This is a genomic window from Gemmatimonadales bacterium, from assembly GCA_019637315.1.
In the GTDB taxonomy this organism is placed as follows: domain Bacteria; phylum Gemmatimonadota; class Gemmatimonadetes; order Gemmatimonadales; family GWC2-71-9; genus SHZU01.
This window is the reverse complement of record JAHBVU010000011.1, coordinates 66,478-86,537: the sequence shown is the minus strand read 5'-3', so window position 1 is coordinate 86,537 and position 20,060 is coordinate 66,478. Positions and strand designations below refer to the sequence as shown.

General features: G+C 67.1%; 20 protein-coding genes. 10 read left to right on the top strand and 10 right to left on the bottom strand.

Going from position 1 to position 20,060, the window contains the following annotated elements; translation table 11 throughout:
* Positions 1-37: 37 nt before the first annotated feature.
* Entirely contained in the window at positions 38-331 is a 294-nt protein-coding gene (locus tag KF785_11770; protein MBX3147434.1) for a YtxH domain-containing protein, read from the bottom strand.
* Between the two features lie 105 nt (positions 332-436).
* Here KF785_11770 and KF785_11765 point away from each other — a divergent pair, with 105 nt between their 5' ends.
* The 3 genes from KF785_11765 to KF785_11755 are packed head-to-tail and all read left to right on the top strand — an operon-like array spanning position 437 to position 3,813.
* Positions 437-1,222: a GAF domain-containing protein gene (locus KF785_11765; GenBank protein MBX3147433.1), complete on the top strand. Its 786-nt coding sequence runs from the start codon at positions 437-439 to the stop codon at positions 1,220-1,222.
* Positions 1,219-3,237 carry an NAD-dependent DNA ligase LigA gene (gene ligA / locus KF785_11760; protein MBX3147432.1) on the top strand — a complete coding sequence of 673 codons (2,019 nt, stop codon included), beginning with the start codon at positions 1,219-1,221 and terminating at the stop codon, positions 3,235-3,237. The genes KF785_11765 and ligA overlap by 4 nt, the downstream gene beginning before the upstream one ends.
* 9 nt (positions 3,238-3,246) lie before the next feature.
* The gene (locus KF785_11755) at positions 3,247-3,813 is read left to right on the top strand and encodes a hypothetical protein (GenBank protein MBX3147431.1); all 567 of its coding nucleotides are present in this window, start codon (positions 3,247-3,249) and stop codon (positions 3,811-3,813) included.
* A 7-nt stretch (positions 3,814-3,820) separates the two neighbouring features.
* Here KF785_11755 and KF785_11750 read toward each other — a convergent pair whose 3' ends face one another.
* The 3 genes from KF785_11750 to KF785_11740 are packed head-to-tail and all read right to left on the bottom strand — an operon-like array spanning position 3,821 to position 6,958.
* Entirely contained in the window at positions 3,821-5,092 is a 1,272-nt protein-coding gene (locus tag KF785_11750) for a hypothetical protein (protein MBX3147430.1), read from the bottom strand.
* Positions 5,089-6,450 carry a TldD/PmbA family protein gene (locus tag KF785_11745; GenBank protein MBX3147429.1) on the bottom strand — a complete coding sequence of 454 codons (1,362 nt, stop codon included), beginning with the start codon at positions 6,448-6,450 and terminating at the stop codon, positions 5,089-5,091. Before KF785_11745 ends, KF785_11750 begins: the two co-directional genes overlap by 4 nt.
* Positions 6,443-6,958, bottom strand: coding sequence for a hypothetical protein (locus KF785_11740; GenBank protein ID MBX3147428.1), 516 nt, complete (start codon positions 6,956-6,958; stop codon positions 6,443-6,445). The genes KF785_11745 and KF785_11740 overlap by 8 nt, the downstream gene beginning before the upstream one ends.
* Before the next feature lie 261 nt (positions 6,959-7,219).
* Between KF785_11740 and KF785_11735 the strand changes: the two genes are divergently transcribed.
* The 4 genes from KF785_11735 to KF785_11720 all read left to right on the top strand — a co-directional run bounded on the left by KF785_11735 (position 7,220) and on the right by KF785_11720 (position 11,426).
* Positions 7,220-7,669: a tetratricopeptide repeat protein gene (locus KF785_11735; GenBank protein MBX3147427.1), complete on the top strand. Its 450-nt coding sequence runs from the start codon at positions 7,220-7,222 to the stop codon at positions 7,667-7,669.
* Positions 7,597-8,364: a hypothetical protein gene (locus KF785_11730; protein ID MBX3147426.1), complete on the top strand. Its 768-nt coding sequence runs from the start codon at positions 7,597-7,599 to the stop codon at positions 8,362-8,364. The genes KF785_11735 and KF785_11730 overlap by 73 nt, the downstream gene beginning before the upstream one ends.
* A complete protein-coding gene (locus KF785_11725; GenBank protein MBX3147425.1) occupies positions 8,361-10,211 on the top strand; it encodes a long-chain fatty acid--CoA ligase in 1,851 nt (616 codons plus the stop codon). The genes KF785_11730 and KF785_11725 overlap by 4 nt, the downstream gene beginning before the upstream one ends.
* A 141-nt stretch (positions 10,212-10,352) precedes the next feature.
* The gene (locus KF785_11720; GenBank protein MBX3147424.1) at positions 10,353-11,426 is read left to right on the top strand and encodes a transglycosylase SLT domain-containing protein; all 1,074 of its coding nucleotides are present in this window, start codon (positions 10,353-10,355) and stop codon (positions 11,424-11,426) included.
* Position 11,427: 1 nt separating this feature from the next.
* Here the strand turns inward: KF785_11720 and KF785_11715 are convergent, their stop codons facing one another.
* Genes KF785_11715 through KF785_11705 form a run of 3 tightly spaced genes read right to left on the bottom strand, consistent with a single transcriptional unit; the run spans position 11,428 to position 12,979 of the window.
* Positions 11,428-12,000 (bottom strand): hypothetical protein, encoded by a 573-nt coding sequence (locus KF785_11715; GenBank protein ID MBX3147423.1) that lies wholly within the window; start codon positions 11,998-12,000, stop codon positions 11,428-11,430.
* A 3-nt stretch (positions 12,001-12,003) separates the two neighbouring features.
* Positions 12,004-12,588: a GTP cyclohydrolase I FolE gene (gene folE, locus KF785_11710; protein MBX3147422.1), complete on the bottom strand. Its 585-nt coding sequence runs from the start codon at positions 12,586-12,588 to the stop codon at positions 12,004-12,006.
* On the bottom strand, positions 12,566-12,979 hold the full coding sequence (locus KF785_11705; protein MBX3147421.1) for a 6-carboxytetrahydropterin synthase: 414 nt from the start codon (positions 12,977-12,979) through the stop codon (positions 12,566-12,568). The genes folE and KF785_11705 overlap by 23 nt, the downstream gene beginning before the upstream one ends.
* A gap of 296 nt (positions 12,980-13,275) precedes the next feature.
* On the opposite strand from KF785_11705, the gene KF785_11700 reads away from it, so the two are divergent.
* The 3 genes from KF785_11700 to KF785_11690 are packed head-to-tail and all read left to right on the top strand — an operon-like array spanning position 13,276 to position 15,415.
* Positions 13,276-13,425 carry a hypothetical protein gene (locus KF785_11700; GenBank protein ID MBX3147420.1) on the top strand — a complete coding sequence of 50 codons (150 nt, stop codon included), beginning with the start codon at positions 13,276-13,278 and terminating at the stop codon, positions 13,423-13,425.
* The gene (locus KF785_11695; GenBank protein MBX3147419.1) at positions 13,401-14,810 is read left to right on the top strand and encodes a DUF3943 domain-containing protein; all 1,410 of its coding nucleotides are present in this window, start codon (positions 13,401-13,403) and stop codon (positions 14,808-14,810) included. Before KF785_11700 ends, KF785_11695 begins: the two co-directional genes overlap by 25 nt.
* Complete coding sequence (locus KF785_11690; protein ID MBX3147418.1) at positions 14,807-15,415, top strand: hypothetical protein; 609 nt, start codon at positions 14,807-14,809, stop codon at positions 15,413-15,415. Before KF785_11695 ends, KF785_11690 begins: the two co-directional genes overlap by 4 nt.
* Before the next feature lie 13 nt (positions 15,416-15,428).
* Here the strand turns inward: KF785_11690 and KF785_11685 are convergent, their stop codons facing one another.
* From KF785_11685 to KF785_11675, 3 genes are read right to left on the bottom strand one after another with little or no spacing between them, the layout of a single operon-like run.
* Entirely contained in the window at positions 15,429-16,382 is a 954-nt protein-coding gene (locus tag KF785_11685) for a GNAT family N-acetyltransferase (protein ID MBX3147417.1), read from the bottom strand.
* The gene (locus KF785_11680; GenBank protein MBX3147416.1) at positions 16,369-18,798 is read right to left on the bottom strand and encodes an SMC family ATPase; all 2,430 of its coding nucleotides are present in this window, start codon (positions 18,796-18,798) and stop codon (positions 16,369-16,371) included. The genes KF785_11685 and KF785_11680 overlap by 14 nt, the downstream gene beginning before the upstream one ends.
* Positions 18,798-19,976 (bottom strand): DNA repair exonuclease, encoded by a 1,179-nt coding sequence (locus KF785_11675; GenBank protein ID MBX3147415.1) that lies wholly within the window; start codon positions 19,974-19,976, stop codon positions 18,798-18,800. Before KF785_11675 ends, KF785_11680 begins: the two co-directional genes overlap by 1 nt.
* Positions 19,977-20,060: the final 84 nt, after the last annotated feature.

Here is a 20,060-nt window from a genome sequence, read left to right as displayed (position 1 = left end):
AGTGATGCGGCACGTCGAGCGGCCGCGGCATGGTCGGCTACCGATCGCGCCGACGGCGGATCTCGCTACGGACCCGATCGTCCAGCTCTTCCAGCCGATCGCCGACCTGTTCCTTGGCCTGGCGGATTCGGCGGCGCAGGTGACGCCGGGTTTCCCGACCCGAGCCGGGCGCAAGCAGCAGAGCGGCCATACCGCCAAGCAACGCGCCTACGAACAGGCCCAAGCCAAAACTCCCGGCGGAATAGCGGGGCGTGGTGGTAAAGCGCACGGGCGTTTCCTCCTCGACTTCGTCGTCGCTCTCGATCTCGATTTCTCGGTCGTCAGTGCTCATCTCTCGAAGCTACCCAACCCGTCCGCCCGGTACAACCGATGGCTCGCTTGACCGGCCCCGACCCGCGCGACCAGTTTTCACCCCCTCTGCCGACCCCGGACCTCCATGATCTCGACCACTCGCCTTCCGCCGTCCGACGCCGACCAGTTGCGGGCCCGCGTCGAAGAGCTGGAGGCCGATCGCCGGCGGCTCCTGATGGTGATCGAGCTGTTGCGGGAACTGGCCGGGTCGCTCGACTACCGGGATATCGTCCATGCGGTGGCGCGCCGGATCGGCTATGCCCTCGAACTGGATCGCTGCTCGGTGTTCCTGACCGAAAAGGGCGGCACCACGGTTCACCTCGTCGCCAGCTACGAAGACCCCGCCTTGCGGAGTCAGATCATTCAGCTGGGCCGTTACCCGGAAATCCGCCAGGCGCTCGAGACCGCCTCGGTCGTCAACATCCCGGATGTGCTGCACGAGCCTTCGCTCGAGGCGGTCCAGGACCAGCTGGCGGCTCGCCGGGTGCAGTCGATCACGGTGATTCCAATTGCCTGGCGCCGAGTCGTCATCGGCGCCCTGTTTTTGCGCACCGACCGTACCCGGCCCCCGTTGTCGCATCCCGACATCCAGTGGGCCAAGCTGGTTGCCGGCGTCACCGCACAGGCCCTCCGTACCGCCCACAAGTTCGAGCGGCTCCAGGCCCGCCGCCGCGGCGATGACGGCGCCGCCCTCGAGCGCGATCGGGAACGCGCTGCCCTGATTGCCTTTCTGGCCAAACTGCTGGCCGGCTACCAGAGTCAGGATGAGGGCACGGCAGATGACGAGCTGGTTCCGCGCACCGGTCAGGCCGAGCTCGATCGGCTGGTGGGCGTCGCGCTGACGGTGCTGCGCCGAGAGCCGCGAGGATGAGCCTCAAAGCCGCCCGGGCCCGCGCGACGGAACTCCGCGCGGTGATCGATCGTGCCAACCACCAGTACTACATCGACGACGCACCCGAGCTCTCCGACGCCGAGTATGATCGGCTCTTCCGGGAACTCCAGGCGCTCGAGCTGGAGCACCCGGAGCTGGCCGATCCCGACAGCCCGACCCAGCGCATCGGCGCCGACCCCGCCGTGTCGCTGCGCAAGCACACCCACCGCCGGCCGATGCTCTCGCTTGCCAATGCGTTCGACGAGGCGGAAGTGGCTGCCTGGGAGGAGCGCAACGCGGGCATCAATGCGGACGTCCGGAGCGGCGGCTACACCACCGAGCTCAAGATCGACGGCGCCGCCGTCAACCTCACCTACCAGCGCGGCGCCCTGCTGATCGGCGCGACGCGCGGCAACGGCATCATCGGCGAAGACGTCACCGCCAACCTGCGCACAGTTCCCGATGTGCCGCTCGTGCTCAAAGGGTCCGGCCACCCCGACCTGATGGAAGTCCGGGGCGAGGTGTATTTCTCCCTGGGGGCCTTCAGGAAACTCAACGCTCGCCGCGCAATCGAGGGCGAACCACCCTTTGCCAATCCGCGCAACGCGGCCGCCGGGAGCCTCCGACAGCTCGACCCCGAGGTCACGCGCAGCCGCCGGCTCCGTTTCTTTGCCTTCAGCATCGAAGCTATCGAGGGCAGGCTTCCGGTTGCCACGCAGACCGAACTCCTGGCGCTGCTCCAGGAGTGGGGCTTTCAGGTCGCCTCGCACCACCGGCGCTTCGCGTCGCTGGCTGAGGTCCAGGCGGCGGTACCGGAGTACGAAGCGCTGCTCGGCAGCCTGCCGTTCGAGTGCGACGGCGTGGTCATCAAGGTCGACCGGCGCGACCTGCAGGACGATCTTGGCATCGTGGGTGGCCGGGTGCCCCGCTGGGCGGTGGCCCGGAAGTTTGCCCCCGAAGTGGCCGTGACCCGATTGCGGGAGATCCGAATCAACGTCGGGCGCACCGGGGCGCTCAATCCCTATGCCGTGCTGGAACCGGTCGAAGTGGGCGGAGTTACCGTCTCCAACGCGACGCTCCACAACGAAGACCTGATTGCCCAGAAGGACATTCGCGAGGGCGACTGGGTCGAGATCATGCGGGCAGGCGAGGTCATTCCCCAAGTGATCGGTCCGCTGCGCGACCGGCGCGCCGGCAGCGAGGAACCGTGGGCCATGCCCGATCGCTGCCCGGCCTGCAGCACCCCGGTCGAGCGGTTGCCCGACGAGGCCATGCGCTACTGCCCCAATGCGAGTTGCCCGGGCCGGATTCTCGAGAGCATCGTCCACTTTGCCTCCCGCGACGCGCTGGACATCCGGGGCCTGGGCTATGAACGGGTCCGACAGTTGCTCGACGCCGGCCTGATCCGCAACGTGGCCGATCTCTACCAGTTGACCGTCGATCAGTTGATCGAGCTGGACCGCTACGCGCAGCAATCCGCGACCCAGCTCGTCGAGGCCATTGCCGCGTCGAAGGCGCAGCCGCTTTCGCTGCTGCTCTTTGCCCTGGGCATTCGTCATGTCGGCAAGAATGCGGCGCAACTGCTGGCTCGCCGCTTCGTTTCGCTTCCCGCTCTCGCAGCGGCCAGCTCCGAGGAGATCGGCAGCATTGCCGGAATCGGCCCGACCATTGCCGACGCCGTCGTCGAGTTCTTCCGGAACGAGGCCAATCAGGCTCTGATCGAGAGGCTCGCAGCAGCCGAGGTCAACTTCGTCGAGCCCAACGCCGCTCCCACCGGCGACGCCCTGGCCGGCAAGAGCTTCGTGCTGACCGGCACGCTGCCGACGCTCTCGCGCGCGGATGCGGCGGCGTTGATCGAGGCGCATGGCGGGCGCGTGACCAGCAGCATCAGCAAGAAGACCGACAGTCTCGTCGCGGGCGAGGAGGCCGGCTCCAAGCTCGACAAGGCCCGAGCGCTCGGTGTCGAGGTGATCGATGAGGCCGAGCTCTTGCGTCGAATCGGGCGCAATACCTAGCTTGGATCGATGGCAACTACCCATACCCCGCCCCGGTTGGCCCTCGGTCGCGCCACGCTCGACCAGGTCCGCACCGTTCTCGAGCGCGAGCTGCCGCAGCAGGCCGCGAGCTTGCTCCGGGAAATCGGCTTTGCCGCCGGTGATGCCTGCTTCGAGGGCTTCGTCGCGTCGGTCGTAGAGCGGTACGGCGTGGAAACGCCCCAGGCGCTGGATGCGCGGTATCTCTCCGAGGCGGTTGGCGGATATTTGCGCGAAGAGGGCTGGGGTGCGGTGGCGCTCGAAACGCTCGCCCCCGGTCTCGTCGCCCTCGACAGCCCGGATTGGACTGAAGCCGGCGGTCGCAGCGCTGCCGTGCCTTCCTGCCATTTCAGCTCAGGCATGCTGTCCGACTTCTTTACCAGGCTCGGCGGTTATCCGGCGGCCGTGATGGAAGTGGAATGCCGCAGCCGCGGTGATGCGCGCTGCCGGTTCCTGACGGGCAGCCCGGATGTTCTCACCTGGATCTACGAGGGCATGGTCGCCGGAACAGCCTATACGCAAATGGCGGATCAGCTCCGCACCGGTACCCGAAGCTGATGCGCTGCTAGCACCGGAGTTCAGCTCCAACCCCATCGATCAGCAGCGACGGCAGCAGGGCGCCACCGACCGCCTCGGTCGTTGTGCCGATCGCCACGACCCGCGCCAGCAGTTCGAAGACGTCGCCGGTCAAGACCACACCCTCGAGCCGGCCTGTGACCCTCCCCCCTTCCATCCGGTAGGCCCAAGGCGCCTCGGCGCGAAAGACACCAGCGGCCGGGTTCGGCGCCGTGCCAAAGGTCCAGTCCGCCAGGTAGAGGCCGCGCCCCAGCTCCGCAGCAAGCTGATCGTCCGTTGCCGTGCCCGCCCTGAGCACGAGATTCGAGAACCCGGCATGCGGCGGCGCAAAACCGCGGCGCCAGCCGTGACCGGTGGCGGGCCGGCCGGTCCGCGATGCCACGGTCAGGTCGAGGATACCCTCCACCAGCCGGCCATCATCGATCAGGGTGATCGACCGCGTCGGCACTCCGTCGTCACAGATCGGCCGACTGCCAGGCCGGCCGTCGATCAGCGGATCATCGATCAGGGTGATCCGATGGTCGAGCCCGGGCCAGCGATCCCGGCCGGCCGCCCAGCGTTCGCCGATCAGACGTGGCAACAGTGGCGCGAGCAGCGCCCGCACCGCCCGCGGGCCGAACCAGACCCGTTCGGCCCGAGCGACAGCCCCCTGCTCGAGCAGGGGTGGCGACAAGCGGCGCTCCACCTCGTCGACCAGGTCAGCCACGTCATGCGAAGCGAGCGGCGCCACCTGACTGTGATAGATCCGGCAGATCTGGCCGTCTCGCGTGGAGGCCTCGACGCCGAGGCCAACCAGGCTGACGTCATAAGCGGCGTGCACCCCGCGCGTGTTGCCGACCTCCACCGTGCCAGCGGAGCGTTCGGCCCAGGTTTCCAGCTGCCAGCCGTGTCGGCGGAGTCGGTCGCGCAGCTGGCTGGCATCCTCGAGCAGCTCCCGGGGGCCCAGCATACCCGCCGCCGGTGAGCGCGTCACCACCGCAGGCAGCGGCGCCGGCGCCGGCAGGAACAGGGCGGCCGGACCCGCGCACGCGGCCGACCGGTAGGCGGCGTCGATCACCTCCCGGACCGACCGGGTTGCGCCGGCGGCCCAGCCGACCCGCCCATGCTGCGCCACCCGGACGTGGACCGAGTGATTACCGTCGGCGGATACCGACGCGGCGCCGTCGGGATCGAGCGAGACGGTCAGGGTATCGTCGACGACCAGCGTGACGTCGGCTTGTGCGCCTCGTGCCGCGAGGTCGCCGAGTAGCCCGCCGATCATAGATGGAGTGGGGAGATCTCGAGGTCGATGAACCGGGTGTGCGGCGCTCCGGTCGTGACCGGGCGGAGAGCACCGCCCTCCTGCAGGGTTGCCGCGCTGGGGTCCCAGCTGAAGTCGCCGGCCACCCGGTCGAGGCGGCCGTACAAGCTGAGCAGGTCGGAAGTAATCGGCGCGCATTTGACCGGCTCCGCCAGCTGGCCGCCCCGGATCATCCGCGCCACGGCCGGCGTGATCGTGACGTGGCGACCCTCGACCGCCACACCGAGCACATCGGCCACGTAAACACCGAGCGGGATCTCCTCGATCAGTTGCGCGGCGGATCCCTGGGTACCGGCTACGTAGGTGTTGGCAGGCCGAGCCGCGGGCACCGAACGGAGGGTCGGCGCGAGGCCGTGACCGGTAGGCGCCACGCCGGCGCGCGCGGCGGTTTCACGGGTGTGCAGGTGACCGACGACGACGCCGTTGCGGACCACCATTGCGTGGGTCACCGGGGTGCCTTCGTCGTCGAGGACCAGGCTGGTGCGCAGCCCGGGGGCGGTCGGATCGTCGCCGACGGACAGGCACTCCGGCCCGATCCGCTGTCCCAGGGGCAACAGGTTCCGATCCACTCCGCGCGAGGGCGCCCGGCACAGATTCGTGATGGTCTGCAGCGCCAGCGCACCGCTCGCCCGGGGGTCGAAGACGACGGGGTACCGCGCCGAGACGATCGGCTTGGCATGGAGCCGGGCGATGGCCCGCTCCGCCACCTGGCGGAACATCGAACGGCGCTCACCGAACGCGCCCCACCCGCCTGCCACGGCGATGGATTCGAGGGCCCGTTCCTGCCCGCCATCCTCGCCCGCCACGGCCAGCGCACCGAGCGTGCTCTCGCTCCGCAAGTCGTGGAGCCAGGCGCCTTCGCTGGTCACCAGCCAGGTCTCCAGCACCGTGTCGCCGTAGCTGGTGCGCGAATCGACGATGCGACGATCGACTCCATGCAGCTCGGCGGTCAGCCCGTCGAGCAGATCGCGTTTGTCCGGGAGGGCCGCGAGGCGAGGGTCGTCGGTCAGCCCGTCGGCCCGCTCCACCTGGCGGACGGGAATCGGCGCGAGGATGATGTCCCGATCGGGGCGGGTTTCGGTGGAGAGCTCATAGGCGCGCTGCACTGCGGCAGCCGCCTGCTCCGCATCGGTGAAGGCCACCGCCCCCCAGCCGTGCCCCGGTGCGAGGCAGCGGACCACGCCGCCACTGGCGTGGTACTCGGTGGCCACCTCGAGCCGGTGACGACGGAACACCACGGCGGTCGACCACCGCCGTCGCAACCGGATTTCGACGTACCCGGGTGCGGCCGTCAGCGCCCGGGCCAGCAGTTCACGCATTCGGTTCGGGATCGAGCGGCCATTCGGGACGGCGGACCAGTTCACCGTTCCTGATCACTTCGCGGTCCCACGGCAGGATGATGACCTTCTCCGTCTCGAAGGAAAAGAAGTCGGGCCGAAACGATCCGGTCTTGAAGGACACCGCAGTGCGGATCTCCGAAGGACCAAGCGCGCGGACCTCGTTCAAAGCCAGCTTGAGCGTATGGCCGGTGTCGCAGGTTTCGTCGACCAAGAGAACCCGACGCCCCCGCAATGACGCCGGCGGACCGCTGACCAGTTCCGGATCGCCGCCGGCCCGACGACGGGTGACGGTCATCGAGCTGAACTCACGCTCCAGCAGGGCCGAAACGACGGCACCGGGAATCACGCCGGCCGTCGCGATACCGAGCACGATCTCGGGGTCATACTCCCGGGCCACTTTGAGGGCCATGGCCCGGCAGAGCTCACCGAAGAGCGCCCAGTCGATCTCCAGAAAGCCGCGAGCCGGATCCAGCCGTGGACGAGGCATAGGGTTCCTCCGATTTCGGGTCAGCGGGTCGAACCGCACGCCAGAGAGCCTGCCCCCGGTTCGCCCAAGTATACGGCCTTGTCATGAGGTCCGAAAGTCGGCCGCAAGGTCGCGGTGATCTCGTAGATGCCACAACAACTTGTATTGCACCGCTTGAAGAACTTTCTTATGTTGTAGCAGCGGTGCATCGCTCCGCATCAGTCTGCGCCGGATCCCATTCGATCGCAGCGACTTGCGAGCCTAGAGGAGCAGCCACGGATCATGAGCTTCTGGCAACGCGTCTTCGGTAAACTGAACTCGGACCAATCCGGGCCCCAGCGCCTCGACTATCTCAACGAAGCGCTGGCGCTCGAGCGTCAGGGCGATTTCACCGCCGCGATTACCTCGTATCGGCTCGGCCTGCGGGAACATCCGGATGACCCTCGGATCCTCCAGAATATGGCCATTGCCTTTACCAAGACAGGCCAGCCCGACGAAGCCATTCGCCACTACCGCCGCGCCCTGGAACTGGACTCTTCGCTGACGGGCGCCCATTATGGATTGGCGTTCCTGCTGCTCAAACGCGGGAACGAGGAGAAGGCAGCGGAGCATTTGCGCGCCTTCCTCAATCGCCCACCCCGTGGACCGGACGCCGACCGTTGGATTCAGCACGCCGAATCAACCCTGCGGGAACTCGAACCCGTCGCCGCCAAGGCCTACGGCTCGGCCTGATCGGCGCGGGCCTGGCGGTTGCCGCCTGTAGCGGCATCTCCGAGAACAACGACGGTATCGCCTCACTGGAACTCCGCTACCCCGCGACGACCTTTCTCGAAGCGGGGTCGTCCGTCCAGTTGTCGGCCGTTGCGCTCGACCGCAATGGCAATGTGGTGGAATCTGCCCCGCTCCGCTGGCGCACGCCCGATACGACTGTCACCGTCAACGAGACGACCGGCCTGGTCCAGTCACAGGTCGGCGCAACCGGCAGCGCCCGAATCCAAGTCGGCGTCTTCGGTTCAGACACGATCGCCACCTCGCTCACCGCGCTGACGATCACCCTCACCGGCAGGGCGGACACCGTATACCTGGTGGGAGACGATTCGCTCACGGTCGCGAGCGACAACGGCACCGCGTCATTCCAGATCCGCGCCGATGGCGGATCACCAGCCGTCGGAATCCAGCAGCGTCCGATTACGGCCCGCATCATCGAGCCCGTCCCGGTCGATTCGCCGACGGTGGTCTTCCAAAGCGGGCGCGTCAACGATTCCTTGATGACCGCGAGCAACGGCGTTGCAACTTTCACGGTGCGCAACCTGCCCAATCGGCCGGTGCCCGACCGCGCCGTGATCCAGATCCGCGCCCGCCGGGCCAACGGCAATGAGATACCCGGGTCCGGGCGGACCCTGGTCGTCCGGTTCCTGCACCAATGAGCGCCCCCCAGACAGGCGCCGAGCCGACCACGCTCACCGGGCTCTACTTCGGAGCCATTGACCGCTACCGCGACCATCCGGCCGCGATGCGCGTCAGGCGGAATGGCGAGTGGATTGCGGTCACGCACGCGGAAGTGGCTGAGCAGGTCGAAGCCTTGAGTCGCGGTCTGCTGGCGCTCGGTATCGCCCCCGGCGATCGGGTCGCCATCCTCTCGGAAAACCGGCTGGAATGGGCTCTCGCGGACTATGCCTGCCTGACCGCCCGCGCGATCGATGTTCCGATCTATCCGACGCTCACGCCGAAACAGATCGGCTACCTGCTGCGCGACTCGGGAGCGCGGCTGGTGTTCGCCTCGACCGCGGCCCAGTATGCGAAGCTGACGGAAGTCCTCGCCGAAGCACCGGCGGTGGAATGGGTGGTGGGCTTCGACCCCGACATCGAAGGACCACAGGTGCTCTCGCTCGAGGCGCTCAAGGCCAAAGGCGCCCAAGCCGCGCACGATCACGCGGCCTGGCGCGCCGCCGCCTTGGCCGCCGCCCCCGACGATCTCGCCACCATCATCTACACCTCAGGCACGACCGGCGAGCCCAAAGGGGTGATGCTGACGCACGGCAACATTTCCTCCAATGTTCGCGGCGGCTTTGCCGTGCTCTCGATTGCCCCCGGCGACGAATTCCTCTCGCTGCTGCCGCTCTCGCACATCTTCGAGCGGATGACGGGCCATTACTGCATGTTCCACGCGGGCGTGGTCATCAGCTACGCTCAGAGCATCGAGACCGTGGTACAGGACATCGGCGAAGTCCGGCCAACCGTGGTGGCCGCAGTGCCTCGGCTCTACGACAAGATTTACGCTCGGGCGCTCGAAACGGCATCCCAGGGCGGCAGCCTCAGGCGCTCGATCTTCCTCTGGGCCGTGCGAGTCGGCGGTCGCTGGGCCGACCTGCGGGTAGCGGGACAACCGATCCCGTTCGGCCTCGGGCTGGCTCACGGCTTGGCCGATCGGCTCGTCTTCAGCAAGCTGCGCAAGCGCGTCGGCGGCCGGATCCGGCTCTTCCTGTCGGGCGGCGCCCCGCTCTCCGGCGATATTGCCCGGTTCTTCTATTCGGCGGGCCTGCCCATCCTGGAAGGCTACGGTCTGACGGAAACGTCACCGGTGATTACCGTCAACAGCTTCGAGCACCTGCGCTTTGGCACCGTCGGTCGCGCCATTCCCGAAGTCGAGGTCCGGATCGCGGAGGATGGTGAGATTCTGACGCGCGGCCCCCACGTGATGCGCGGCTACTACAAGAAACCCGAGGCCACCGCGGAGGTGCTCGATGCCGACGGCTGGTTCCACACCGGCGACATCGGGGAAATCGACAGCGACGGTTTCCTCAAGATCACCGACCGCAAGAAGGACCTGATTGCCACTGCGGGCGGCAAGAAGATCGCACCCCAGCCGATCGAGAACGAACTGCGGAAGAACCCCTTCATCGCCAACGCCGTGATGTTGGGCGACCGGCGCCGATTCCCCATCGTGCTCCTGGCACCGGAGTTCCCCCCGCTGGAGGCCTGGGCCAGGTCCGCCGGGCTGCAGTGGAGCTCACGGGAAGAGCTGATCGGCCTGGAACAGGTTCGGAAACACCTGGAGGCCGAAGCCTCCAAGCACCTGCGCGAGCTGGCCCGCTACGAACGGCCCAAGAAGTTCCTGATCGTTGCGCGCGAGTTCTCGATCGAAACCGGCGAGCTGACCCCGAAGCTCTCGGTGCGCCGCAAGGTGGTCGAAGAGCATTATCGCGAGTTGATCGATGCAGCCTACGATGACGCAGAATCCGACGGGCACACCGACAGCCACCTGACGCTGTAGGGAAAAGTTGGCCGCGACCCGGCCGGCCTTGCCGGACCGACCGGGCACACGCCGCCAGTACCGACCACCGCAACCACCTGCAAATCAACAAGTTACAGAGATCCGCCAGGGACGGCTCGGTGCCTGCACTCCGGCCCAGCTATGCGACGCCTCATTCCCCTTCTCGGCCTGGCCCTGCTGGCGACCCCCGGTTCCGGGAATGCACAGCGTGACTCGTCTTCGATCGACGCCGAGTTGCTGCAACGACCCGACGTAACCCGGTACATCGACTTTTTTACCGGGCCCGCGCGTGACCGGATGAGCCAGTGGCTCAACCGGGGCACCCGGTATCGCGAGCTGATCGACGAGCATCTCGAACGGGAAGGACTGCCCCGCGAGTTTGCCTATCTCCCGATGATCGAAAGCGGCTTCTCGAACACCGCCGTCAGCCGGGCAGGCGCGGTCGGCATGTGGCAGTTCATGCCGGCAACCGCGCGCGATTATGGCCTCCGGGTCGATCGCTGGGTCGACGAACGCCGCGATCCGTTTCGGGCCACGGACGCTGCGGTGCGCCACATCCGCGACCTGAACCGAACCTTCGGATCGTCGCTGGTAGCGGCAGCTGCGTACAACGGAGGCGCCGGTCGACTCACCCGCAGCCTGGCACAGCTCCGCGGTGTTTCCCTGCGCGAAGGAGGCAGCGCGACGGACCAGGATTTCTTCGCCCTTGCCGGGCGCGGGATGGTGGCGAAGGAAACCCAGAACTACGTGCCCCAGCTGCTGGCCGCGGCAATCATCGGGCGGGACCCGACCAGGTTCGGCTTTTCGGTGGACTCACTGGCGCCCATTGCCGTGGATTCGATCCGGCTCGAGAAGCCGATCCGGCTGGCGGCTGCGGAGCAGGCCCTTGGCCTCGATCGCCAAACGCTGACCCAGCTCAACCCGCAGTTTCTCCTCGGGGTAACCCCGCCCGGCGGCGCCTGGCTCCGAATCCCGGCCGATGCCGAGTCGGGGGCGGCAGAGCGTCTCAACGGGTTGCCGAGCGCGTCACTCCATCGCCTCGAGGATCGGCCGCGCTACCGGCTCGGCGAGCTGGTCCGTGTCAAACGGGGTGATTCGCTCGGCGATATTGCCCGGCGACACGGCGTCGACGAGGCGGCACTTCGCCGCATCAACGCGATTCCCGAGTGGTATCGGATTCGAGCCGGCCAGGCGCTTCGGCTGCCGGCGAGCTGAGCTAGACTCGCACCACCGATACCCCGCCCGCCTCAGCGAGAACCTGGGCGCCGGCCCGGACGGGCACGGGCGCCTCGACCACGGCCCGATTGCCAGGCAGCACCGCGCCGAGGGCGGCATCGACCCAGGCAGGGTCGCCGTGGTCAGCGGAGACAACGACGCCTCGCATGCTCCGCTCTTTGATGGGCAATCGATCGGCATGGAGCACACTGGTCCAGGGCGACTCTCCGCCGCCGGCCGGCGGATTGACCAGCACCCAGCGAATCCCCGGCATCAGCGCGGTCAGCGCGTCCGCCAGCCCGCCCGCCGCACCGAGCAGCGCGACGTAGCCGCCGGGACCATCGAGGCCGAGCAGCGCAGCAACCGCCTCTGCCGTGAGCGACGTCGACCGGACCGGCGGGGCCGCTCCGAACGCCGCCACCCCACCCTCGATTCGCACTTCCCGATTGCAGATCGGGCACCCCAGCACTCCGGAGACCACCCGACGGCCTTCGAGCGCGTCCGGCAGCAGAACGAGGAATGCCTCAGGGTGCGGTTCAGTACAGCGAAGGTGATCTGTCAGCTCGATGAACATCGATCAGATCGTCTGGGTCCGCGGTCCGTGCACCAGGCGGAGGAACTCCTCCCGCGTCCGCGCGTCGTCGCGAAAGACGCCCCGCAGCGCGCTGGTGATGGTCGTCGAGTTCTGCTTCTCGACACCGCGCATCATCATGCAGAGGTGCGACGCCTCGATCACGACGCCGACGCCACGGGGATGGAGCACGTCCATCACGGCATCGGCCACCTGATCGGTCAGGCGCTCCTGCACCTGCAGACGGCGGGCAAAGACATCCACGATCCGGGGCAGCTTCGACAGCCCGATAATCTTGCCCGCCGGGAGATACGCGACATGCGCCTTGCCGAAGAAGGGCAGCATATGATGCTCGCACATCGAGTACAACTCGATGTCGCGCACCAGGATCATGTTCTCGTGGCTTTCGTCGAAGACGCCGTCCCCCACCACCTCGGCCACCGACATCTCATAGCCGCGCGTCATCCAGCGGTAGGCCTTGGCAACCCGCTCCGGGGTACGCACCAGTCCATCGCGCGCAGGGTCCTCTCCCAGCGCCTCGAGAATGGCGAGAATGTGCTGCTCGAAATCAGGACCCGTGGTATTCGACATAGTTCCGCGGCGTCTCCCAGAGCCGAATCAGTTTGAGGCGCCCGGCCGGCAGTCTCGGTGCGATCTGCTCCCAGCAGAAGATCGCGATATTCTCCGCCGACGGCAGGCGGGTGCTGAACCAGGGTACGTCGAGGTTCAGATTCCGATGGTCGAGCAGATCGAGAACGTGCTCCTGCGCAATGGCTTTGAGAACGGCAACGTCGACGACGTAGCCGGTCTCGGGGTCGATTTCGCCTTCGACCAGGACATCCAGCTCGTAGTTGTGGCCGTGGTAGTTGGGGTTGTTACACACCCCGAAGGTGCTCCGGTTCCATTCCTCGGAGCGAGCAGGGTTGTGCAGCCTGTGCGCAGCATTGAAATGCAAGCGGCGCGCGACCACGCAGTGAGCCATACGGTGACGGGCCTCTCGCTAGGGGCTTGCCAAAACGAGAGGCGCCGACCCGACTCGCGTCGATCGGCGCCCCAAGCGTCGACTGGCAACCAGGAGGTTTCTTGAAGCCCGAAGAAGAATGTTCGGCGCCCTCACCACAAGATCTGCCTTCCCCTGGGGGGCATGGCATCACCTACAGTATGTGGGCCCAACCTCGGACCTGTTGGCTCAATAACGTGGTTCCCAGTCACCAGCCGACGCCTCTATAATACGGACGGCGCGGCAGAGCGTCAACGTACCCTGGTTCGAGGTGATCTGTGGTAAATCTGATCGGCGCGGTGCTGGCTCTGATCGTCTGGTTCGTTCTGACTTTCGTTACTCCGGTCGGCATTGGACTGGTCCACCTCCTTCTGACCATTGGCGTGGTCCTGCTGATCCGCTGGTGGGCACTCCGACCCGCCGAGTAGCGCGCGGCCTGGCTCTGGCCGCCTGCTGTGCTGTGCTCGCGCCGACCCCGGCGCGAGCCCAGCAGCGGCCAGACAATCCCGTGCCGGCAGACTCGCTCGCTCTGCGAGTTCCCTCCCGCGCCCTCCGTAGCATCGGGACGGGGCTGGTCGTCAACGTTGCCGTCAATCGCTTCAACATGTGGGTCCTGAAGGAGGACTTTGCGCGGGTCACGCCCTCGTCCTGGATGCGCAACCTCCGCCTCGGATGGGAGTGGGACGAAAATCAGTTCGGCACCAACATGTTCGACCACCCCTATCACGGTTCGCTCTATTTCAACGCCGGCCGACATAACGGTCTCAGCTACTGGGAGTCGATCCCGCTCGCGTTCATCGGCTCCTGGACCTGGGAGTATCTGGGGGAGCGGTATCGCCCGTCGCTCAACGATTTCGTAATGACGAGCTTCGGCGGCGTTGCCCTGGGGGAGATCTTCGGCCGGATCGGCGCGGGCATCCGACAGGCGGCTCCCGGCAGTCCCGCGCCACTCTGGCGCGAACTCATGGCGCTGCCCTTCGACCCGATCGGGAGCTTCGATCGCCTGACCGGCGGGCGCGGGCGCCGGACCCACCCGACCATGATGGCGCACCCCGACGCCTTCATGCTCCGCACCTATACGGGCATTCGGACGACCGGCGACCGTGAAGTCGCCGACAGCTCGGCACGATCGATCACCGCGCTGATCGATTTTCTCTACGGCGACCCGCTGGACACGCCGTACACCGCCCCCTTCGACGTCTTTGCCATCCGGGGCCAGGTGAGTTCCGGCGGCGGCCTGCACCAGCTCCGGGCGACCGGGCGGCTCTACAGCCGGAACATCACCCGACCAACGGCTCGGCACCGGCACCAGCTGACTGTCAACCAGCGCTTCGAATACATCGACAACCCGGCGCAGCGTTACGGTACGCAGAGCGTGGAACTCGGGATCCACTCGCGCTGGCGCCTGTCCAACACTCTCGGGGTCAGAACCCAGGCGTTCGGCAACGCGATTCTGCTCGGCGCCATCGACGCGCCCGACGCCGGCGTGGGCGAGCGCGACTACGACTTCGGACCCGGGGGAGGCGTCCGCATCGAAGGCCTGCTCGAGTTCCGGGGCCTGCCAGTCATCGCCGCCTACGCACAGACCGAGTACCTGCGATCCGTCAGCGGAGCCACCGCCGATCACGTGGCGCATTTCGGGGGCCTCGAGTTTACCGTGCCCGTCGGACGGGATTTCGGCATCGGGATTCATACCGGCTACTTCAGCCGCCTGAGCCGCTACTCCGACCGGCCCGAGCAGCGACGCGAGTATCCCGAGGTGAGGCTGATCAGCACCTGGACGATTGGCAACACGGGACGGAGTGCGCCATGATGAGGCGCGGCACCGTCATCGCGCTCCTGGCCACCGCACTGCTCGGCTCGACCAGCGCGCTCACGGCGCAGGAACGTTTCCGCAGCAAGCTCTGGCTCGAACTCGGCGGCGGCCCCGGCGTCGGGCGAATTTCCTGTTCCAACTGCGACCGGGTGATCTCCACGGCAGGCACAAGCTCAAACTTCCGAATCGGCGGCGTGCTGTCGGAGAAGGTGCTGGTCGCCCTCGACAATTTCACCTTCGTGAATCGCGGCTTCAGCCTCGACGAGGAGGAGGGCAAGGTCGTCGCCGAAACATCGACGGCGGCCCTGAGCGTGCTCTGGTATCCGGGCCGATCGGGATTCTATGCGAAAGGCGGCGTGGGGGTCGCGTACGGAAACTTCACAGTCGACGCCATCGACAGCGAGCCACTGGTGGCGTCAGGGGTCGGCCTCGGACTGACCTCGGGAATCGGTTACGACTATGTGCTGTCGCGGCGGTTGCTGATCACCTTCAATGCTGGTGCGCTGGTGGCCGCCATCGGCGACATCACCCTCCGCACCGGACGGGTCGACGACGTGATTGCCTCACTCTACCAGTTCACCGTAGGTCTCACGGTTCGTTGAGCAGCCCTGTCGCTCAGATTTCCCAGTTCGAAAGTACGATTCCTTCAGCCGGCCGCTGTTCAGGCAAGTCGCGGAGCGACATCCGGAGATCGGTCCAATGGGCTCGGAATCCAAGGTCGAGCAGGGCCTCATAGGCCGCAGCCTGCGCCGTCTGACACCGCACCCCTAATCGATGGATGCCCCGAGCCGTTGCTGCAACCATGACACCGTCGATGACCCGGCAGAAGGCGGCCGGATCGACCGCGGCAACCTTGAGGATCCGAATCTCTTCGACCGGGCGCCCCTGGGCCAGGGGCACATCGTGCCAGAGCGCAAACGCCAGCCACTCGCCGCTGTCCGCGACGACGGACAGATCACCGATGCCCTGTGTCAGCGTCTCGTCGATTTCCCGGGTGAAGTCGACCCCCGGGGCGAGCCGATCGAGCAGGCGGCGACCCTGCGGCCGCCACAGGTCCCGATCACCAAGGTCTCCGCTCCGCAGCGCCGGGACACCAGCCCCGCGCGGAACGGCCAGCTGCATCGAAATCGTGAGATGGCCGGGGCGAAAGCCGAGTCCACTGTAGAAACCGATATTCTCGACGGTGCGCGGCATGGTTTCGAGCCCGATGACTCGGCAGCTGCGCTCGCGCAGATAGTCGATGCCCGCCCGCACGATCAGACGACCCACGCCACCACGCTGCAAATCCGAACGCACCGCCAGCGGACCCATCCACCCTTCCGTTCCCGACACCCGGGCAAGGTTGAACGCAGCCAGCGCTCCCGACTGGTCACGCCACTGCATGGCACCATCCCCCGCCACCGCGAGGGCGTAACGCCAGATGGCCGGATTGAGCGGAGGAACCCGGACCCCCATCATCCCATCCCGGTGGTAGCGATCGGTAAACGCATCCGAAAACAGCTGGTTGAGATCACCGATCCCCTCGACCCCGATCGGTATCGGACCGGTCAGGCGCTCACGCCGCGGCATGCGACATCCCGCCTCGCTGCGGATCTTCCTCCCGCGCGGAGGCAACCCCGGACTCGACATCGTAGTCGATCCGAACAATCCGATCAAAGCTGTCGCGCACCGACTCGATATGCGTAATCAGAATCACTTGGGGGAACCGATCGGCCAGGCCGCGCAGCAGATCCATCACGGCGTTGCGACGCTCCTCATCGAGCGAACCAAACACCTCATCGAGGATCAGCAGCGAAAACGGTTGCCCCGCCCGCTCCGCAATCATCTGACTGATGGCGAGCCGCAAGGCCAGGTTGGTGACATCCTCTTCACCGCCTGAAATGACCTGTTTGGGCTCGCCGTCGTCCACGATGGTGGCGAGGTAGTCCTCGTCCAGTTCCAGGTCCGTGTACCGGCCATTGGTGAGATCTCGCAGCAGGGTCGAGGCCGCATCCGCCAGGTCGGGACGCAAGGCCGCATTGAGGTCATCCCGCAGCTCACTGAAGGCCCGATCCAACTCCTGGTTCATGGCCAGGTCGCTCCGCAAACGCTCGGCCTCGGCAAGACGCCGATCACGCTCCTCCCGCCGCCGTGACAGCGAGGCTCGCTGCTCCAGCGCAGCGGCATGCTCGGCTTGCGCCCGTACCAAAGCCAGGTGGGCGTCACGCGCCTCGCGCTCGGCTGCCAGGAACGTCTCTTTGAGCAGGGCAAACGCCTCGACGGACCATCCCAGCGCGGAGAGCTTGTCCCGCAGCGCCTGAGCAGTTGCTTCGAGCCGCGTCAAGTGCTGCTCGGCCGCAGTAGCCTTCTGGAGCAGCTCGGGGGCACGATCCGCCCGGGCCGCGATCCGCATCAGTTCATCCCGCAGCGGCGTCAGCTCGGCAACACGAGCGCGCACACGAACGTGTTCGGTTTCGTCGTACGACGACGGCGTCGCCGCGAGACGGGCATCGAGGTCGGCCAGCCGTTCCCGCTGCGCGACCAGAGCCGCCTCGATCCGGACCCGCTCCGCCACCGCCTCCGTCATCCGCCCGACTCCCGCGGTCAGACGTTTGAGATCGGCCTCGGCCTGCTCCAGCACCCGTTTGGCCGCCACAACACCCTCGGGCTCGCTCGAGAGCTGATCGATCCGGGCCCGATAGTGCTTGCCGTCGCCGCGGATGTCGGCCAGGCGCCCTTCCAGATCGTCGAGCACGCCGCCATACTCCGCACCGAGCGGCTTACCGCAGGTCGGGCAGATCCCGGCTGCGCCGGCCGCCTCGAGACGCGCTTTCTGCTCCGCCACTTCTTCGTATTCGTTGAGCAGCCCTTTCCGCATCGTCTCGGCGTCCTGCTTTTCGCGGACCCACTCGGTCCGCTGCTCTTCGAGCGTGTGCGCAGCCTGGTGGGCGCTCTCCTGCAGAATCGCCAGCTCCGCCCGAGCCGCATCGAGGCGGGCCTGATCGGGCAGTTCGCTCAGCCGCGTCTCCTGACCGGCCAGGAGCTTGCGAACCTCAGCCGCCTGAGCATCCATGGCCCGCCGCTCGGAAAACGCCGACGCAGCCTGTTCGAGCCCGTCACGTCGGGCCACCAGCGCGTCCCAATCCGCCAGACGAGGGGCCAGCTCTTCCCGCTTGGTGCTGGCGGCAATGGCATCCGCCATATCGAGGTCGATTGCTTCGAAGGCACGCTTGGCCTCGACTGCCGCATGCTCGGCAATGCTCAGGTCGGTCTGGATCGCGGCGACTTCATCACGACGGCGCTGAGCCTCTTCCCATTCCGGCGCCAGCGAGGCCAGCACGGCATCGGCCGTCTCGCGTCGGGCGCCGGCTGTGCCCAGCGCGGTATCCGCGGCGGCGACCCGCGCTTCGACCTCCGCCGCCTCGCGGTCGAGCTCCGCCAGGTCGCCCAGCGCAGACTCGGCCACGCCTAACGCTCCCCGGAGACCGGTTCGCTCGTCGCGCAACTTGAGCTGAACCATGGCCAGACGTTCGTAGCCCAGCACCCGGCTCAGGAACTTGGCCCGCTCCGGCGCCGACATCGACGCCATGATCGCCAGTTCCTTCTGACCCGTGAAGTAGGTGTTGAAGAATTCGTCCCGCGTCATCCCCAGCAAGCGGGTGATCTTGTCGGTGACGGCCGCGCCGCTGTTGGCAATCGGCGAGGGACCCCCGTCCTGGTACAATGCCGCCGTCTGCAGCGACCGCACCACCCGATAGACCTGGGCTCCGATGGCAATCTCGAGCTCGACCTCGACCCGGGACCGCGGCGGTGCATTGCGACGCCGGATGCTGTCGCGGGTGCCGCGGGCCGCCTGGGTACCGTACATCGCCCAGGCCACCGCCTCGAGCAGGGTGGACTTGCCGGCGCCGTTCGGTCCGATGATCCCGGTCAGCCCGGACTCGAACGCGAGCGTGGTGTCGGCATGCTGCCGGAAGTTGAGCAGACGGAGGCGCCGGATCTGCATCAGCCCTCCGACGCCGCCGCCGAAACCGCATCGAGCATGGCCGTCCCGCGAGTCACGAAGGCATCGCGGTCGACCCGCTCAGGCAAAGGGCGCCGAGCCAGGAAGCCCCTCAGCACGTCCGTCAGCGTCTGGCGCGCTCCAGGCGCACCAACCCCGACCGTCCGATGCACTTCCGGTCGCCGCAGATCGAGACGGAAATGGAGCGCGGTGGCCTTGGCGGTGCGAATCGCCGCATGATCCAGCTCGCGAGCGACATACCGGGGCACATCCCGCACAACCAGGCGAACCAGCTGCTCGGCATACCCGCCCCGGATACTGGCCAGCCTCTCCTGGATAGCTCGGTCGATCTCCGACGCGGCGAGGTCCCGCGCCTCGATCGGTGGCAGGTCGATCAGCCGCCTGGCTGACTCGAGGTACTGCGGCATGACTTGGCGGGTTTCGAGGTCGACCAGGAGCCACCCTTTGGCCGGAACCTTGTGCGCCTTCTGCTTCGCCAGTTCGCCCCAGGGGTTCGGGGTGACATAGTCGAGCGCCCCCGAATACCAGGCGTGCGGGCCAACCTTCAGCATGACGTGATAGTGACCGAGCGCGACGTAGTTCCAACGGGGGTCGGCAAACTCGCTCGGATCGACCGCCGCCCCGCCCGGCTCGGCCCACCAGCGGTCGAGCGGGTCGAGATCGGGGGTGTCGCCGTGGAGCACCAGAACCTGGTAGCGCTCGTCACCCTCGGGATCGAGACGCGGCCGGTCGTCGGCTACCAGCGCGGCGTGCGGCACCAGCTTGACCGCCAGATCGAGGTCGGGATACCGCACGATGGCCGCGTCGTCCGTCGCCACCTCGATCCCGAGACCGGCAAAGAGCTTGAGGATCGAACCGGTTTCGGTGGCCCGAGGCGTGTCGTGGTTGCCGGCCGCGATCAGGACCTTTGCAGCGGGAAGCGCCTCTCGAATCCGCTGGAACTGCCGGAAGCAGTGAATGATGGCCTGGTTGGTCGGGCGCACCGCGTGGAACAGGTCGCCCGCGACGACAATGACGTCAGGCTGCTTGGCAATGACTTGATCGACCGCCTGGACGAACGCGCGCGCGACGTCGGCCTCGCGCTGGTTGATGCCCGCGGCGGTCTGACGGTAATACTGGCGGTAGCCGAGATGCAGATCGGCAAGGTGAGCGAGCAGCACGGTCTAATCTAGCCCAAGAGTCGCGCCCCGGTCACCTCGTCCGAGGGGTTCGAGGTCGGCGACCGGCGGGTTCGTGCGGGGGCG

Coding starts and splice junctions, on each gene's coding strand:
- KF785_11740 (MBX3147428.1), bottom strand. CDS start 6,958: ATGCCTCGTCCACGGCTGGATCCGGCTCGCGGCTTTCTGGAGATCGAC.
- KF785_11685 (MBX3147417.1), bottom strand. CDS start 16,382: ATGCCGCGGCGTGAGCGCCTGACCGGTCCGATACCGATCGGGGTCGAG.
- KF785_11720 (MBX3147424.1), top strand. CDS start 10,353: ATGCGACGCCTCATTCCCCTTCTCGGCCTGGCCCTGCTGGCGACCCCC.
- KF785_11735 (MBX3147427.1), top strand. CDS start 7,220: ATGAGCTTCTGGCAACGCGTCTTCGGTAAACTGAACTCGGACCAATCC.
- KF785_11690 (MBX3147418.1), top strand. CDS start 14,807: ATGATGAGGCGCGGCACCGTCATCGCGCTCCTGGCCACCGCACTGCTC.
- KF785_11715 (MBX3147423.1), bottom strand. CDS start 12,000: ATGTTCATCGAGCTGACAGATCACCTTCGCTGTACTGAACCGCACCCT.
- KF785_11750 (MBX3147430.1), bottom strand. CDS start 5,092: ATGATCGGCGGGCTACTCGGCGACCTCGCGGCACGAGGCGCACAAGCC.
- KF785_11705 (MBX3147421.1), bottom strand. CDS start 12,979: ATGGCTCACTGCGTGGTCGCGCGCCGCTTGCATTTCAATGCTGCGCAC.
- folE (MBX3147422.1), bottom strand. CDS start 12,588: ATGTCGAATACCACGGGTCCTGATTTCGAGCAGCACATTCTCGCCATT.
- KF785_11770 (MBX3147434.1), bottom strand. CDS start 331: ATGAGCACTGACGACCGAGAAATCGAGATCGAGAGCGACGACGAAGTC.
- KF785_11755 (MBX3147431.1), top strand. CDS start 3,247: ATGGCAACTACCCATACCCCGCCCCGGTTGGCCCTCGGTCGCGCCACG.
- ligA (MBX3147432.1), top strand. CDS start 1,219: ATGAGCCTCAAAGCCGCCCGGGCCCGCGCGACGGAACTCCGCGCGGTG.
- KF785_11725 (MBX3147425.1), top strand. CDS start 8,361: ATGAGCGCCCCCCAGACAGGCGCCGAGCCGACCACGCTCACCGGGCTC.
- KF785_11765 (MBX3147433.1), top strand. CDS start 437: ATGATCTCGACCACTCGCCTTCCGCCGTCCGACGCCGACCAGTTGCGG.
- KF785_11745 (MBX3147429.1), bottom strand. CDS start 6,450: ATGCGTGAACTGCTGGCCCGGGCGCTGACGGCCGCACCCGGGTACGTC.
- KF785_11680 (MBX3147416.1), bottom strand. CDS start 18,798: ATGCAGATCCGGCGCCTCCGTCTGCTCAACTTCCGGCAGCATGCCGAC.